Origin of the sequence: Algorimicrobium echini, from assembly GCF_900115185.1 — a bacterium.
In the GTDB taxonomy this organism is placed as follows: Bacteria; Bacteroidota; Bacteroidia; order Flavobacteriales; family Flavobacteriaceae; genus Algorimicrobium; species Algorimicrobium echini.
Window position 1 is genome coordinate 1,040,256 of sequence record NZ_FOVN01000001.1, and the last position, 12,710, is coordinate 1,052,965.

Here is a 12,710-nt window from a genome sequence, read left to right on the forward strand (position 1 = left end):
AACCGAAAGTTTCTCTATTTTTGCAGCATGTTTCAATTAGGAAAAACGATAGTTTCAGAAGATATTATTCAAAAGGATTTTGTCTGTAATCTATCAGCATGCAAAGGTGCTTGCTGTATAGATGGTGATGCAGGTGCACCACTTGAAGAGGCTGAAACCCAAATTTTACAAGATATTTACCCAAAAGTAAAACCTTTTTTACGTCAAGTTGGTATTGACGCCATTGAGGCACAAGGTACTTTTATCACTACAGAAGATGGTGAATTGGAAACACCACTAATTAATGGAGCGGATTGTGCATATGTAACTTTTGATAAGAAAGGAACGGCTTTATGTGGTATAGAAGAAGCTTATAACCAAGGCGAAATAGATTGGAAGAAGCCAGTTTCATGCCATTTATATCCAGTACGTGTTAAGGATTACAGTGAGTTTTCTGCTGTAAATTATAATAAATGGTACATTTGTGATGATGCATGTACCCTTGGAAAGGAACTTCAAGTGCCAATTTACAAGTTTGTTAAGCAGGGACTGATTAGGAAATTTGGTGAAGACTGGTACAAGGAACTAGAAAAAGTAGCCGAAAAACATTCTTGATAATTATTTAATTGGAATGCTTAATACTACTTGTGTTCCCATTGCAATATTTTGGTCGTCATATAAATCAATTATTTCAATATGATAATCTTCTTTAAAATCTTTAGAGAAGTTTTCAAGGCGTGCTTTAGTAATATTTAAGCCTACGGATTGTCGTTTTATTTTCTTTTCATTTCTAATTTTTTCAGAAGCCAAGCGTCCAATGCCATTATCTGTTATAGTAATTTCTACATGGCCATCTTGGGTTTTTTTAGCAACTAACTCAATTTTTTTATTTTGTGTTTTAGCTGATAAGCCATGCCAGATGGCATTTTCTAAAAAGGGTTGCAAAATAAGTGACGGAACTTTTATGGAAGATGTATTTAAATTTTTATCAATGTTTTCTTGGTAATCAATTTCATTGGAAAATCTAATATTTTCAATATTCATGTAAAGTGACATGTTTTCAATTTCATCTTCTAGTGATATGTCTTTTTCGGTTGAAGCAATGAGGATCTTTCTAATTAATTTTGAAAACTTATTAAGATAATAAACTGCATTTTCCTTTTCATTATTAATAATATAGAGTTTAATGGAGTTTAAAGAGTTGAAAATAAAATGCGGATTCATTTGATTTCGCAACATGTCCTGTTCTAAAGTCAGTATCTTTTTCTCATTTTTAAGTTGGCGTTGTCTGTAAAGCACGTATAGGGTTATGAATACCAAACTAGCGCCAAGCAAACTTAATAATAGGGTTCGTTTATTTTTTTCCAGCCGGAGTTTTACTATTTCATTTTCGCTTGCTAATTCCTTAATCTGATTATTTTTTTTCTCCGTTTCATATTTAATAATTAAATCGTTTACATATTGAATGTTGCGTTCGTTGGTCAAACTTTCATCTAATGTAACATGTTTTCGGAAGGTGTCTAAAGCCTCATTATATTGTCCTGTTATCTCGTATATTTCTGATAAATATTTATAAGCTTCAATTTCTGAAGACTTTAAGTTAAATTGTTTTGCTATTTCTAACCCATGAGTCAAATTTGTTTTGGCAGCATCCAAATTGTTAAGCTTTAATTCAGATAATCCGTAATTTACATAAGAAATGGCAATATAAAACTGATCGTTTTCTGCAATGGCGCGTTGTAAGGCATCCTTTATTATGGTGTTTGCTTCTTTAAATTTATTTTGATAGATGTAAACTTTTCCAATGCTATTAAAACAGATAACAATCCCTATTTCAGATTCAATTTGGTAATTATACTCCAAAGATTTGTTGTAGTATTCCAATGCTTCTTTATACAAACCCGTTTTTTCTTTCGCATAACCTATGTTGTGATTGTTAATGGCTAAACCGAGCTTGTTGTCTAGTTCTTCCTCTATAGCTAATGATTTGTAGAACTGAATAAGCGCCAAATCATATTGCTTTAAGGCTAAATAAATATTTCCCATACTGTTTTGCGAAACAGCAATACTCCGTTTTAATCCTAGGGTTTTATTTCGGGCATTTTCAGCTAAATCTAAAGCTTGCTTATGGTAGTCAAGAGCGGAACGAATAGCATCCATTCGTCTATAAACAACGCCAAGCATGTTTAGACTAATAACTTCCATTTCAAGGTTCTTACTTTGTTTAGCTGTAGAAAGGGCTTTGGAGTATAAATCGATGGATTGGTCGTAATCTGAAATGTTCCTAAAACAATTTCCAAGTGAATTCAAAGCAAACCATTCGCCTTCCAAATAGTCTTCTTGGTGGCTTTTGTGTACTAAATATGAAAGTTTAATGGTGTCTGATTTCACCTTGTAAAAAACAGAATCCAAAATAGCAGGTTTATTTGGTCTCTCAATTAAAATGCTATCTACCTTTTTGTAAAAAGATTTTAAATCTAATTCTTGCGCTAAACCACTATAAGTGGTAAGAAAACAAAGCGCTATTAAAAAGGATAGCCTATAAAGCCTATTTTTGGTTTTCATACATGCTTAAACTTTATCTAGAAAATCAGATTTTCGTTGTCTGGCTACTGGAATTTTTTCATTGGTTTGCATAATAACATAGCCATCATTTTTTATGAATTCTTTAATTTTATTTAAATTTATAATGTATGAATTATGAATTCTGAAAAAATAATTTTCTGGCAAAAGTGCATTCACTTCTTTTAGTTTTTTGGTTACTAAAATCTTTTGATTATCAGCCATGACAAAGGTGCTGTAGTTGCCATCAGACTCGATATAAATAATATTATCCGTTTCTAAAAATATTAATTTACCATCAGTATTTAACGTGATTTTCTTTTGATTAAAATTTTTATTGAAATTAATTAAAATCTCTTCAATTTTAGCAACTGGAAATGCGGACGTGTTATGTTTTTTTATTCTATTTAGCGTTTCTTTTAAATCATCAGAATCAATTGGTTTTAAAAGGTAATCTATTGCTTCATGTTTTAAAGCTTTTAATGCATATTCATTGTAAGCTGTCGTGATGACTACTGCAAAATCGGTTTCTGGTAGTTTGTCTAAAAACTGAAATCCGTCCATGGTAGGCATATTAATATCTAAAAAAACACAATCAGGTTTGTGCGTGTTTAGATAGCTAATAGCTTCTTCGGGTTTGTTAAAAGTCGCTATTATTTCTACTTCATCGCTAAAGTTTGTCAATTCCCATGACAAACTCTCAATAGCTTTTTGCTCATCGTCTACAATTACGGCTCGTATCATAGTTTCAAATATAATAATATATTGTTATTAAGAACTTTAATAATACATAAATGATGTTTGATTTAACAGCATTGCCATGTTCATAAAGAAAAGTGTATTTTGAAAAACTTGATTTATGCCAAATACACATAATTTATTACCAACTATACAAAAGGAGGTCTATTGTAGTAAGAAAAATGAGATATTAGCATTGCTATTAAATTATTATACGATTAAGCATTTATTAAAGGGTATGTGCTATTAATCAACAAAAAGCTAGATTTTTTCTGGCTTTTTGATTTTATTCTCATTAGTTAATTAGAAATAAAAGAGCGGAATTTTCCGCTCTTTTTTTGTGTTTAATTACAAAGTAATTTAGGATTGTAGTGCCTAGGAGCCTGCTGTTGTTAGCGTATTTTTAATAGGTTATTTCTTACAGTAATTTTAAATCGTTTTTTTGTGTTAATCACTTGATTGCAAGTTGCTTATAACTTATTTGCTAAAACATCCTGTAGGACTGCATGAATACTGGTTTGTTAAAAACTTGTTGACAATGTTTATAAAAATACCTTTCAATTACAGATACAATTTTCAATATTTGTTTGTCTCATTACAATTCAAAAATATACACCTTAAAAAACGCTACTAATGTCTCAACAAACAGAACCTATTCTACAAGAAAATAAAGATCGCTTTGTTATTTTTCCTATTCAACATAACGATATTTGGGAGTGGTATAAAAAATCAGAGGCGAGCTTTTGGACAGCTGAAGAAATTGATTTACACCAAGATTTAACAGACTGGAAGAGTAAATTAAATGATGATGAGCGTTATTTTATAAAACATATTTTAGCATTTTTTGCTGCTAGTGATGGTATTGTAAACGAAAACTTGGCTGAAAACTTTATTAACGAAGTGCAGTATAGTGAAGCCAAGTTCTTTTATGGTTTCCAAATTATGATGGAAAACATTCACAGCGAAACCTATTCGTTGTTAATAGATACTTATGTTAAAGATGAAGTAGAAAAAGATCAACTTTTTAATGCTTTAGATAATTTTCCTGCTATTAAGAAAAAAGCAGATTGGGCTTTAAAATGGATTGAGTCTCCTAGTTTTGGTGAACGATTAATTGCTTTTGCTGCTGTAGAAGGTATATTTTTTTCAGGAGCGTTTTGTTCTATTTTTTGGCTTAAAAAACGTGGTTTGATGCCTGGTTTAACATTTTCAAACGAGCTCATTTCTCGTGATGAAGGTGTTCATTGTGATTTTGCTGTGCACTTACACAACAAGCATTTAATTAATAAAGTGCCTAAAGCACGTATTCGTGAGATTTTAATTGATGCGCTTGACATTGAACGTGAATTTATCACTGAATCATTGCCTGCTAGTTTAATTGGTATGAACGCCAAACTCATGTCTCAATATTTAGAGTTTGTAACCGATAGACTATTAAGTGAACTGGGTTGCGAGAAAGAATACAACACAGCCAACCCTTTTGATTTTATGGACATGATATCATTACAAGGGAAAACGAATTTCTTTGAAAAGCGTGTGTCTGAATATCAAAAAGCAGGTGTTCTTAACAAAGAAGAAGAAAAAGACAAGTTCAGTTTTGATGCTGATTTTTAAATAAAAAACCCTAGATAATAGTTAATAGCAATAAAAATCAAGTAGGTCTTCATCTACCAGTTTTCTTGTTATACTTTTATATAAATTCAAAGTTTTAGTTTCTCTGAAATTAGAACAATCCTTTTAGCTAATTAATCCATTTTCCTGTAGGTGTAACAGGGAAAACCAAAAAACGTGTAAATTATGTATGTATTAAAAAGAGATGGCAGAAAAGAACTCATGATGTTCGATAAAATTACGGCTAGAGTTAGAAAGCTGTGTTATGGTTTAAACGAGCTTGTTGATCCTTTAAAAGTTGCCATGCGTGTTATTGAAGGTCTTTATGATGGTGTAACCACCAGTGAACTAGATAATTTAGCAGCTGAGATTGCTGCAACCATGACAACAGCACATCCTGATTATGCGCGTTTAGCGGCACGTATTTCCGTGTCCAATTTACACAAAAACACCAAGAAAACATTCAGTGATGTGATGCACGATTTGTATACCTACGTGAATCCAAGAACTGGAAAAGGTGCGCCTTTATTATCTGATGAAGTGTATCAAGTAATCATGGAAAATAAAGATAAATTAGATTCAACAATTATTTATAATCGTGATTTTGGATATGATTATTTTGGATTTAAAACTCTTGAACGTTCATACTTATTAAAGCTAAATGGTAAAATAGCTGAAAGACCACAGCATATGTTAATGCGTGTATCTATCGGAATTCATTTAAACGATTTGGATGCAGCCTTGGAAACCTATGAGCTGATGTCTAAAAAATATTTTACACACGCCACACCAACACTATTTAATTCAGGGACACCAAAACCACAAATGTCTTCTTGTTTTTTATTAACCATGAAAGACGATAGTATAGATGGTATTTATGACACATTGAAACAAACCGCCAAAATATCACAATCAGCTGGAGGTATTGGTTTAGCTATTCACAACATTCGTGCAACAGGAAGTTATATCTCAGGAACTAACGGAACATCCAACGGTATTGTTCCTATGTTAAAAGTTTTTAATGATACAGCGCGTTATGTAGATCAAGGAGGCGGAAAGCGTAAAGGCAGTTTTGCTATGTATCTGGAAACCTGGCATGCTGATATTTTCGACTTTTTGGATTTGAAGAAAAACCACGGAAAAGAAGAAATGCGTGCACGCGACTTATTTTATGCTATGTGGATTTCTGACTTATTTATGAAACGCGTTCAAGAAGATGGCAAATGGACCTTAATGTGTCCAAACGAATGTCCTGGAATGGATGAGGTTCATAGTGATGAATTTGAAGCCTTATACCTAAAATATGAAGCTGAAGGTAAAGGTAGAAAAACAATTAAAGCTCGTGAACTTTGGGAAAAAATATTAGAATCGCAAATTGAAACAGGCACACCTTACATGTTGTATAAAGATGCCGCTAACCGCAAGTCCAATCAGAAAAATTTGGGAACCATACGTTCTTCTAATTTATGCACGGAAATTATGGAGTATACCTCGCCAGATGAGGTAGCCGTTTGTAATTTAGCGTCTATTGCCTTGCCAATGTTTATTAAAAACGGCGAGTTTGATCATAAAGAACTATTTAAAATTACCAAGCGCGTTACTAAAAATTTAAATCGTGTAATTGATAGGAACTACTATCCTGTAAAAGAAGCCGAGAATTCTAATTTCCGTCATAGACCAGTTGGTTTAGGTGTTCAAGGTTTAGCAGACACATTTATAAAATTACGCATGCCTTTTACCAGTGATGAGGCTAAAAAGTTAAATCAAGAAATTTTTGAAACACTTTATTTTGCAGCTGTTACGGCAAGTATGGAGGAAGCTATGGCTGATGGTCCATACCAAACGTATGAAGGTTCGCCAATGAGTCAAGGTGAATTCCAGCACAACCTTTGGGGTATAAAAGACAACGAATTAAGTGGTCGTTGGGACTGGGAAAAACTGCGTAAAGAGGTAAAGAAACATGGTGTTAGAAACTCGTTATTAGTTGCGCCAATGCCAACAGCAAGTACTTCACAGATTTTGGGCAATAATGAATGTTTCGAGCCTTATACGTCCAATATTTATACACGTCGTGTGTTATCGGGAGAATTTATTGTTGTTAACAAACATTTATTGGAGGATTTAGTAGAACTAGGCCTCTGGAACGAAAGCCTAAAACAGGATATTATGAGAGCTAATGGTTCCGTTCAAGGAATTGAAGGTATACCGCAGGATATTAAGGAGCTTTATAAAACGGTTTGGGAATTAAGCATGAAAGACATTATAGATATGTCGCGTCATAGAGGTTACTTTATAGACCAATCGCAATCTTTAAACTTGTTTATGGAAGGTGCAACCATGGCGAAGTTAACATCCATGCATTTCTACGCTTGGAAAAGCGGCTTAAAAACAGGTATGTACTATTTAAGAACGAAGAGTGCTGTAGATGCTATTAAGTTTACATTAGATACCAAGAAAAAAGAAGAGCCTGTGGCTGAAATTGTAGAGGTGATTGACAATGGGAGCATGGTAGAACAGCAAAAGCAGCAAGCCGCAAAAACAGCCGCTAAATTTGCTCAAAAACAATCTGCAGAAGAAGTAGAACCTATGACTGCAGAAGAAATGAAAGCCCTTATTGCCCAAGCAAAAGAAGCAGAAGGTGATGATTGTTTGATGTGTGGGTCTTAAACTAAAATAAACTTGTGAATGTAAATAGGTTTCAACCATTATACTTGGTTGAAACCTATTTTGTTAATATGATTTTTAGACTGTATTTTAGTTATACACTATTTTAAAAAATGGATAAAAGAATCATTACGGAGTATAATTTAAATCTTATCCAGAAAATACATGTGTCCATAATTTTAGGAATAGGTTTTTCTATATTCTTTCTAATCAAAAACTCTCTACTTACAGATTTTAATGATTCCTTACTTTTTTTGCTTTTAACAATTTTTATAATCGGAATGGTTTCCTTGGTTATGTCAAGACTAGGGTTATTAGTTCGTGATAATAGTCTTTATAGAGCATATTTTGTTTTGGGTCTCTTGATTTATAAACAGAATATTGATTTAAAAAATAAGCACATAGTTTCAATCTTAAAATTAAAAAGAGCTAATGGCATGCCTACAGTTGGATTAGCATCTCCTCAAGGAGTTGATAGTTTTTATAAATTTTTTGTTTACCTGTTGGATAAATCGCATACTGAAAAAACTGAATTAATTGGCGTAAAAAAATTCCAAAATGCGGAACGTATCGTTGCCTTTTTACAAGAACACTTAAGCTTTGATTACGAATTGTACAGTCCGAACTTTGATTTAAGAAACAAAAAATAAACCGGTTATTAAAAACAAGTAGTTTAGTTATAAACCAAAAGAAATTGTTACAAATACAAACCAAAAAAGCATCTCAATCGAGATGCTTTTTGATATACAGAATGTAACTATATATTAATCTTCAGCTTCTGTAACTTTAGCAGGTTCCACTGAACTATCATGTGCATTATGGTATTCTTCTAACAGATTCATTGTAGCATTCAATAAATCCTTCGTTTCTAATAAAACACTGAAATACAACGTCGTGTTTTTCGGACTAGATTCTTCCGTTCTAGTACGTTCCACTTGTTTCTGGATTTTATGGGTTACCATATCCATAATCTCTTTCTTTCTACCTAAAATAACACCTATTTCTTCAAAAGAACGGGTATCAAAAGCGGCTTTAATGTTTTGAAATAAACGTTCAAAACGGTCGTCAACTTCTTTCAGTTCTTTAATTTGACTGAATTTCAATTTCTTGTGGTTGTTGTTAACGTGCTTATGGCTTATTTTAGATATGTATTCTAAAGATTGTGTAATATCTTGTAAATATCCTAAAACATTAATGTAGAAGTTACTAGCTGCAACACTGGATTCGTCTAAATTTTTAATGAAGTAAAAAATATTGTCTCGTAATTCATCAATTTCGTCAGATAATTTCACAACCTGTTTTTTATTCTTCTTTAGTAAGGATAAATCTTGTTTTGCTAATCCATTAATGGCATTGGTGTAAATTCGGTTTCCACGTTTAATAACGTTAGCAATATTATTTGTGCTTTCATGAATAACACCTTGAATAGAGCTGCTTTCAGCACGTGTTAAACTGTCTTCGGCTTTTAGTTCTTTCGATTTTTTGTTGTGCGAAATATAATTTCTCACTAATAAAATAGTTGCTAACAACAATAAAACAGGAACCATAATAGAAACATTCCAATTTAATAAGTATGCTATAATTGCCGCTGCAATAAAAGCTATGAAGGCCGTAAAAAACCATCCTCCAATTACGTTTAAAACACCAGCTACGCGATATACAGCACTTTCTGCTCCCCATGCACGATCTGCTAATGAAGTACCCATAGCAACCATAAAAGTAACATAGGTTGTAGAAAGTGGTAATTTCATAGAGGTAGCAATGGAAATTAATACGGCAGCAACCATTAGGTTTACAGCTGCACGTACCAAATCGAATGCTGGAAGTTCGTAGGTTTTATCTTTTTTTAGTTTTAAAACTGGTGTTTCAAATTGCTTATCAATTTTTGCTTGCCAAGATTCCGGTAAAATATAAGATGACATTTGTGATGCCAATACAGCAACACGTACAAAACCACGTGATAAAAAATTAGGCTGAAAACGTTCCTTGGTTTCGCTTTGGCTCGATAAATCTAATGATGTTTTAACAACAGCTTTAGCTTTACTTGAAAACCAAAGAGTTGCAACCATAATTAAACCAGCTCCTACTAATAAATAGGTTGGTGTGGCTACTTTATCTGCTAAAAACCCCATACTGAATACATCTGCAGAAACACCAGAATCTACCCAAGTAGAATAAGATAACCAGCCTGCAATTGGTACACCAATAAAGTTTACTAAATCGTTTCCAGCAAAAGCCAATGCTAAAGCAAATGTTCCTACTAATATTATAAGCTTGTAGATATTTACTTTAAATACGGTCATTAAAAGTAGGGAAAGTAAGGTCCAAAAAATCAGACTTATTAATACAACAAGTCCTACTTGATCAGCAAGTAAATCATTAATGCTATTTCCGTTTAATATAGTTAGTGCTGAATCACCAAATGCCATTCCTTTTAAACCTTTAATAAAAATAAAATAGGTAAGAGATGTTAGTGCAATACCACCAAATAAGGCACCTACCCAACTTGCTTTTTTCTCAAAATTATTGGAAAGCAATAGTCTAGAAACCCATTGAACAAATGCACCTACGGAAAAAGCAACGACGACCGAGAGGAGAATTCCAAAAATAATTTCGGCGGCTTTTGAGGTGTTAATATAATTTATAAGATCACTAAAACTACCACCATCATGACCAATTTTAATTAAAGAAATCGCTACAGAAGCACCCAATAACTCAAATACTATGGAAACCGTTGTAGATGTTGGCATTCCAACAGAATTAAAAAAGTCTAATAGTAAGATGTCTGTAATCATGACAGCCATGAAAATAATCATGATTTCACTAAACATAAATTCATGCGGATTGAAAATACCTTTTCGGGCGACTTCCATCATGCCACTTGAAAATACAGCTCCAACAGCAACACCAACACTAGCAACAATCATGATTGTTTTAAATGAAATAGCTTTTGAACCGATAGCTGAATTCAAGAAGTTAACAGCATCATTACTAACACCAACAACCAAATCAGCTATTGCTAAAACGGCCAAGGCAACAATCATTAATAAGTATATATTATCCATTATTTTGCTTTAAAATAGTTTGCAAATATCCGTAGTGTTTAGAATTGTAATGTTACCTTAAGGTTATTTTTTAAAGGTATCATTTCTTTTTAAAGTTCGTTAATTTGTTTGTTAAAATGAAATAAACCTTTAAAGTTTGTAAACAAAAAAGCTGCCTTGGCCAAAGGCAGCCCCAAGAATTCATGATAATATAGTCGACAAAAACTAGTAGATTATATGAAATATTACTTGTTTGTCTTAAGACGTTGTAAATATCCCAATCACTTATAAATCCAATGTAAGCGCTGTGTTAAGTAATTATTAACCTTCTTTACTTGAAATTGTATAAATATAAGTATCTAAAAAACAGATAGTTAAATATTTAATGTTAAATTAATGTTATGTGAATGTTGAATTATAGTTAATTAATGATTATATTTATACATTAATAATTCAAAAAAACCCATAATTATGAAGAACCTAGTATTTATTTTCACCTTTTTAATTACTGTGGTCTCTTTTGCACAACAAGAGAGAGATTTAAAACTTAACAATGACACAAATGTTATTGATGTAACCTACTATCATGACAATGGAGAGGTAAGCCAAACGGGCTCCTATACTCTAGATGGAAAGCTACAAGGAACATGGTTGAGTTTTAATACAGCAGGTGAAAAAATTGTTTCTGCGAATTATGATAATGGGAAGAAAGTCGGCAAATGGTTTTACTGGTCTAGTAAAACGTTAAAAGAAGTAGATTATAATAATAACGCCATTGCAAGTGTTAGTGAGTGGAGTAAATCCAACATTGTTCAACGCGATTAAGCAGTGATGTGATAAAAAAAAGCCTCGTTTTTACGAGGCTTTTTTTTTAACAATTTTTTATTTCCTATTATTCAACAGTCCAAGATGCACCCCAAGTTGCATAATCTGTTCCAGTTCCGTTTCCAACACCAGTTAAAAAGTCAGCTTCTGTAAACATAACTTCAGTATCGTTTTTAACGGATAAAGTTACATCAGTAAACGTAACGTTTGTAACCTGTAGATCGTCACTTAAAACGCCATTTCCTGTAGGGTTGTCACCTAAATCACCATCTAAATCAAAACCTTCGCCATATCCTTGAATAAGAACATTGTTAAAAATACCTTGAGTTCCAGCTCTTAAACGAATGGCTTCACTATCAGGATCTGTTGCAGTTCCCAACCCAATTATGGTTAGGTTTGTAACAGTTGGTTTTGAAAAATAGCCACCTTCATTACTAAAGTCTGTGTTGTAACCATCGGCTTCAATGCCTTTGTCATGGTCAACACCATGTTGAACATAAGCATTTGTAATTGTACCAGTGTAGCCTTCTGTCCAATCTATGGAATCATCTTGTGCATTAATAACAGAAACATAACTGACATTTACAGTTCCTCCAAAAAACTCAATGCCATCATCTTTGCCCTCAAAAGCTTGAATGTACTCTACAACTGTTTCATTTCCTACACCGTAAAATGAAAAGCCGTTATTTTCAGATTGACCATCAGCAGCACCCCCTGAATACTCAACACGAACATAGCGAATAGTACCAGAAGAGTCATCGGTTAAATTGCCACCGTAAGGCAAGCTTGCAATTTCAGATGTTGATGTACCAGTGCCTGAAACAGAGTTAATTGGTGCTTTCCCTAATATAATTATTCCACCCCAATCTCCTGCTGCTGGTGCAGGTGCATTTGAAGTCATTACAATTGGATTTGAAGCTGTACCTGTTGCTACAATTTTTGCTCCTTGCGATATGGCTATATAAACATCAGCTCCTGTAGCTTCAGCATAAATGGTTACACCTTCATTAATAATTAAATTTGTTCCTGAAGCCATAATAACAGGACCATTAATGATGTAACATCTATTAGCCTCTAATTCTAAATCAGACGTGTATTCAGCAGCTGGAATAGCTATGCAAGAATCGTCTGTGTTACCACCACCATTGTTGTTTACAACACTACTATTGTCATTAATAATAATATCTGCAGTATCATCTGATGAGCACGAGAAAAGCATGGATACGATTGCTAATCCTAAAATTAAATTATTTTTCATTGTTTTTTTGTTTAATTAATTTTCTATTG

General features: G+C 32.9%; 9 protein-coding genes. 5 read left to right on the forward strand and 4 right to left on the reverse strand.

What is annotated here, in order from left to right:
- Positions 1–27: 27 nt before the first annotated feature.
- A complete protein-coding gene (locus tag BM239_RS04745) occupies positions 28–594 on the forward strand; it encodes a DUF3109 family protein (RefSeq protein WP_092206471.1) in 567 nt (188 codons plus the stop codon).
- Positions 595–597: 3 nt separating this feature from the next.
- Here BM239_RS04745 and BM239_RS04750 read toward each other — a convergent pair whose 3' ends face one another.
- Together BM239_RS04750 and BM239_RS04755 are read right to left on the reverse strand one after the other, a co-directional pair.
- Positions 598–2,544, reverse strand: coding sequence for a tetratricopeptide repeat-containing sensor histidine kinase (locus BM239_RS04750; RefSeq protein WP_092206472.1), 1,947 nt, complete (start codon positions 2,542–2,544; stop codon positions 598–600).
- Positions 2,545–2,550: 6 nt separating this feature from the next.
- Complete coding sequence (locus tag BM239_RS04755; RefSeq protein ID WP_092206473.1) at positions 2,551–3,285, reverse strand: LytR/AlgR family response regulator transcription factor; 735 nt, start codon at positions 3,283–3,285, stop codon at positions 2,551–2,553.
- Positions 3,286–3,912: 627 nt separating this feature from the next.
- Here BM239_RS04755 and BM239_RS04760 point away from each other — a divergent pair.
- The 3 genes from BM239_RS04760 (at position 3,913) to BM239_RS04770 (ending at position 8,204) form a co-directional block, all read left to right on the forward strand.
- Positions 3,913–4,893, forward strand: coding sequence for a ribonucleotide-diphosphate reductase subunit beta (locus BM239_RS04760; RefSeq protein ID WP_092206474.1), 981 nt, complete (start codon positions 3,913–3,915; stop codon positions 4,891–4,893).
- Positions 4,894–5,076: 183 nt separating this feature from the next.
- Complete coding sequence (locus BM239_RS04765) at positions 5,077–7,557, forward strand: ribonucleoside-diphosphate reductase subunit alpha (RefSeq protein WP_092206475.1); 2,481 nt, start codon at positions 5,077–5,079, stop codon at positions 7,555–7,557.
- A 110-nt stretch (positions 7,558–7,667) separates the two neighbouring features.
- Complete coding sequence (locus tag BM239_RS04770; protein WP_092206476.1) at positions 7,668–8,204, forward strand: hypothetical protein; 537 nt, start codon at positions 7,668–7,670, stop codon at positions 8,202–8,204.
- A gap of 114 nt (positions 8,205–8,318) precedes the next feature.
- Here BM239_RS04770 and BM239_RS04775 read toward each other — a convergent pair whose 3' ends face one another.
- Positions 8,319–10,619 (reverse strand): inorganic phosphate transporter, encoded by a 2,301-nt coding sequence (locus BM239_RS04775; protein ID WP_092206477.1) that lies wholly within the window; start codon positions 10,617–10,619, stop codon positions 8,319–8,321.
- A gap of 450 nt (positions 10,620–11,069) precedes the next feature.
- On the opposite strand from BM239_RS04775, the gene BM239_RS04780 reads away from it, so the two are divergent.
- Entirely contained in the window at positions 11,070–11,423 is a 354-nt protein-coding gene (locus BM239_RS04780; RefSeq protein WP_092206478.1) for a toxin-antitoxin system YwqK family antitoxin, read from the forward strand.
- 67 nt (positions 11,424–11,490) lie between these two features.
- Here the strand turns inward: BM239_RS04780 and BM239_RS04785 are convergent, their stop codons facing one another.
- Positions 11,491–12,681, reverse strand: a complete 1,191-nt coding sequence (locus BM239_RS04785; RefSeq protein WP_092206479.1) for a multidrug transporter — start codon at positions 12,679–12,681, stop codon at positions 11,491–11,493.
- Between the last annotated feature and the right edge of the window lie 29 nt (positions 12,682–12,710).

Excerpts from the sequence above, each read along its gene's own strand:
- BM239_RS04780 (WP_092206478.1), top strand. The coding sequence starts at position 11,070 with ATGAAGAACCTAGTATTTATTTTCACCTTTTTAATTACTGTGGTCTCT.
- BM239_RS04765 (WP_092206475.1), top strand. The coding sequence starts at position 5,077 with ATGTATGTATTAAAAAGAGATGGCAGAAAAGAACTCATGATGTTCGAT.
- BM239_RS04785 (WP_092206479.1), bottom strand. The coding sequence starts at position 12,681 with ATGAAAAATAATTTAATTTTAGGATTAGCAATCGTATCCATGCTTTTC.
- BM239_RS04750 (WP_092206472.1), bottom strand. The coding sequence starts at position 2,544 with ATGAAAACCAAAAATAGGCTTTATAGGCTATCCTTTTTAATAGCGCTT.
- BM239_RS04775 (WP_092206477.1), bottom strand. The coding sequence starts at position 10,619 with ATGGATAATATATACTTATTAATGATTGTTGCCTTGGCCGTTTTAGCA.
- BM239_RS04760 (WP_092206474.1), top strand. The coding sequence starts at position 3,913 with ATGTCTCAACAAACAGAACCTATTCTACAAGAAAATAAAGATCGCTTT.
- BM239_RS04745 (WP_092206471.1), top strand. The coding sequence starts at position 28 with ATGTTTCAATTAGGAAAAACGATAGTTTCAGAAGATATTATTCAAAAG.
- BM239_RS04755 (WP_092206473.1), bottom strand. The coding sequence starts at position 3,285 with ATGATACGAGCCGTAATTGTAGACGATGAGCAAAAAGCTATTGAGAGT.
- BM239_RS04770 (WP_092206476.1), top strand. The coding sequence starts at position 7,668 with ATGGATAAAAGAATCATTACGGAGTATAATTTAAATCTTATCCAGAAA.